This is a genomic window from Chamaesiphon polymorphus CCALA 037 (assembly GCF_003003845.1).
Classification (GTDB): Bacteria; Cyanobacteriota; Cyanobacteriia; order Cyanobacteriales; family Chamaesiphonaceae; genus Chamaesiphon; species Chamaesiphon polymorphus.
Genome location: NZ_PVWO01000625.1, coordinates 1 through 2,881, shown reverse-complemented (window position 1 = coordinate 2,881; position 2,881 = coordinate 1). Strand labels below are relative to the sequence as shown.

The 2,881-nt window shown below is 47.1% G+C and carries 3 protein-coding genes and 1 pseudogene; all 4 read left to right on the top strand.

Annotation, left to right across the window (positions count from 1 at the left end; translation table 11 throughout):
- Positions 1-290: 290 nt before the first annotated feature.
- Positions 291-617, top strand: coding sequence for a hypothetical protein (locus C7B77_RS27385; RefSeq protein WP_106312494.1), 327 nt, complete (start codon positions 291-293; stop codon positions 615-617).
- A 28-nt stretch (positions 618-645) separates the two neighbouring features.
- Positions 646-1,785: a Gfo/Idh/MocA family protein gene (locus tag C7B77_RS27380; RefSeq protein ID WP_106312491.1), complete on the top strand. Its 1,140-nt coding sequence runs from the start codon at positions 646-648 to the stop codon at positions 1,783-1,785.
- A gap of 152 nt (positions 1,786-1,937) precedes the next feature.
- Positions 1,938-2,525, top strand: coding sequence for an Hsp20/alpha crystallin family protein (locus C7B77_RS27375; RefSeq protein WP_106312489.1), 588 nt, complete (start codon positions 1,938-1,940; stop codon positions 2,523-2,525).
- Between the two features lie 102 nt (positions 2,526-2,627).
- Positions 2,628-2,881, top strand: a pseudogene (locus C7B77_RS29455) (hypothetical protein); the annotation flags it as partial.

The following is a 2,881-nucleotide window of genomic DNA, read 5'->3' as shown; positions in this document are numbered from 1 at the left end:
TAATCGATCGAGCAAACGGCTAAGCCGCACTCGCTGGGCAGTTATAAGTACTGAGGGATTAACTGGCAATGGCGATTTTTAGTCAATTTAGTAACAATTATAGAGATTTATTTTATCTTCCAAAGCTCTTACCTTTGACAGAGCTGTTTGATTTTTTTTTTAAGTAGCTTTAGAAATATAAGTCATGTAAAAAACACTTGACTTTTTGCAATCGATCGAGATTCGCCGCTCGACAGTCCAGCGAGATCGCCGATCGCTACACGCTCTATTGACAATTGGAGGACACTGAAATGGCTGGACAAATTTGTTGGATTCCCAAGTTTGGCTCTAAAGGGCAACTTGCGCTTCACCTCCGATTAGAACCTTACCATCCCTGGAAACCTCATACAGCTTTTCCTCATTTATGCGTACCAGATTATCTCATTCCCAACGGCTCGAAGGGTTGGGCCACCTGTCAAAAACTGTTGAGAGCTGGGTGGACGATAATTTCGACCGAGCAAGCACGTCAAGCTTTAGGTGGCGCAGCCTCGGCACTAGAAAATCCACCTGCGAGCAATTTGATGAATGTACCAGTTCTCCAAAGCAGCGGCGTCACCCCAGATCCACAGTTTGGTTAATTCCATCGGTAGTTAGAGGAGGGACAACATGACAAATGCTTCAGTTCGATCGAATTCATCTTCCCAGCCAAAAATTCGCTACGCAGTGGTAGGTCTAGGTTGGTACGCACAGGCAGCAGCTTTACCCGCTTTCGACCATGCCGAAAATTCCGAGCTAGTCGCGATCGTCTCTGACGATCCGACTAAGCGGAGCGAAATTGCCAAAAAATATGGGATCGATCGTGCATATAGTTACGATGAGTACGACGAGTTGCTAGCTAGTGGTAGCATCGATGCTGTCTATATTGCTTTGCCCAATCATATACATTGCGACTATATCGTCAGAGCGGCTCAGGCAGGTATCCACGTACTCTGCGAGAAGCCGATGGCTGTTACGGTCGAAGAATGCGAGCGGGCAATTGCAGCGGCTCAAGACAACAATGTCAAGTTGATGATTGCTTACCGTCTGCATTTCGAGCCAGCTAATATGCAAGCGATCGAGGTGCTGCGATCGGGTAAAATTGGCGAACCTCGGATTTTTAACTCGGTATTTTGCCAACAAACTGAAGGTGGCAATACCCGACTCTCCACCGCAGTAGGTGGTGGGACGATCGAAGATATCGGTATTTATTGCATCAATGCCGCACGATATCTGTTTCAAGCCGATCCGATCGAAGTTTTTGCCACCAGTGCCAATAATGGCGAAGAACGTTTTGCCGAAGTACCGGAGATGACTACGGGAATTATGCGCTTTCCTGGCGATCGATTGGCAACTTTTGTCTGTAGTTTTGGTGCGGCGAAGGTGTCTACCTATCAAGTCATCGGGACGCTTGGCGACTTATATGTCAAGCCAGCCTACGCATCCAGCGGCGAGATCGAACACAAGATTACGATCGAAGCTGATACTGAAACCCAAACTTTTGGAGCTACCGATCAGGTGGCGGCTGAGTTTGTCTATTTTTCCGACTGCATTATCCACGATCGCGAACCAGAGCCATCTGGAGCCGAAGGATCGATCGACGTGCGGATTATTCGGGCTTTATATAATTCGATCGCCACAGGTGGTTTTGTCAAACTCGACCTTCCCCAACGCGAGCGTCGTCCCAGTGCCGCACAAATTATCGAGCGACCCCCACACGCGCAAAAAGCCGAGCTAATTAATGCTGCCGATCCGGCTGGTAATAATTGAGGATCGCGCTGGTTAATTTACTAATTAGACTCCTGAAATTCAATTTCTATCTTTAGACCGATCTCCTCGATTACCAGGCTGAATATCCTAAATATAGATAGCAAAAAGAGTGTTTTTTACACTCTTGAATAATTTTACTGGAGGTATAAATTATGGCAATCATGCGTTGGGAACCATTTCGTGAAATCGAAAGTATGCAACAGCAGATGAACCAACTATTCGATCGGATGATGTCATCAACTGATGGCAATCGTCAAGTCAGTGGTATGAGTTTCATCCCTGCTGCGGAGATCCACGAAACCGAAAATGAAGTAAAACTTCAGATGGAAGTTCCCGGTGTCGATGTCAAAGATTTGGATATCAAAGTATCTGAAGATGCCGTCGCAATTACTGGCGAACGCAAGTCCCAAATTAACAATGAAGACAAGGGGATGCGGCGTTCGGAGTTTCGTTACGGTCGGTTTCAACGGATTATTCCGCTACCAGCTCCCATTCAAAATGACAAAGTTCAAGCTGACTTCCAAAATGGTGTCCTATGCTTGACGATGCCCAAATCTGAAGCCCACAAAAATAAAGTGGTAAGTATCAGCTTGCCGGGACAAAACCAGCAACAAAAAATACCAAATGGCCAAAGCCAATCGGATCAAATGCCGCAAGGCATATCGCCAGAAATGTCCGATACCATGCCTCAATCGGTTCCCCAAGGACAGATGTCACCATCGTCCGGTAACAACAACTAATTACAGCGCGATCGATTAGTCGCGCAGTTACTTCAATAGGCGATCGAGATCGTCGCGATCTCGATCGTTTTGATGCGTCCAAACTCAACTATTTATTCAGTCATGACATCTACTCTACCTCGTCAACTTTTCTTAGCTACCGCGTGCATTTTGGGAATGGTAAACCTAGCTGCGATCTTCCCCGCTGTGGCTCAAAATAGTCCGTCAACGCCCGATAGTCAGTTGCCGCCCGTCAGTCCGACAACGCCTAATAGTCCGACAACGCCCAGCAGCACTCCGCAGACGCCTGTCACACCGACGCGATCGACTAATACCCCACCAAATAATCCGACTAAAACAGATACCGACACCCGCAC

Coding starts and splice junctions, on each gene's coding strand:
- C7B77_RS27385 (WP_106312494.1), top strand. CDS start 291: ATGGCTGGACAAATTTGTTGGATTCCCAAGTTTGGCTCTAAAGGGCAA.
- C7B77_RS27380 (WP_106312491.1), top strand. CDS start 646: ATGACAAATGCTTCAGTTCGATCGAATTCATCTTCCCAGCCAAAAATT.
- C7B77_RS27375 (WP_106312489.1), top strand. CDS start 1,938: ATGGCAATCATGCGTTGGGAACCATTTCGTGAAATCGAAAGTATGCAA.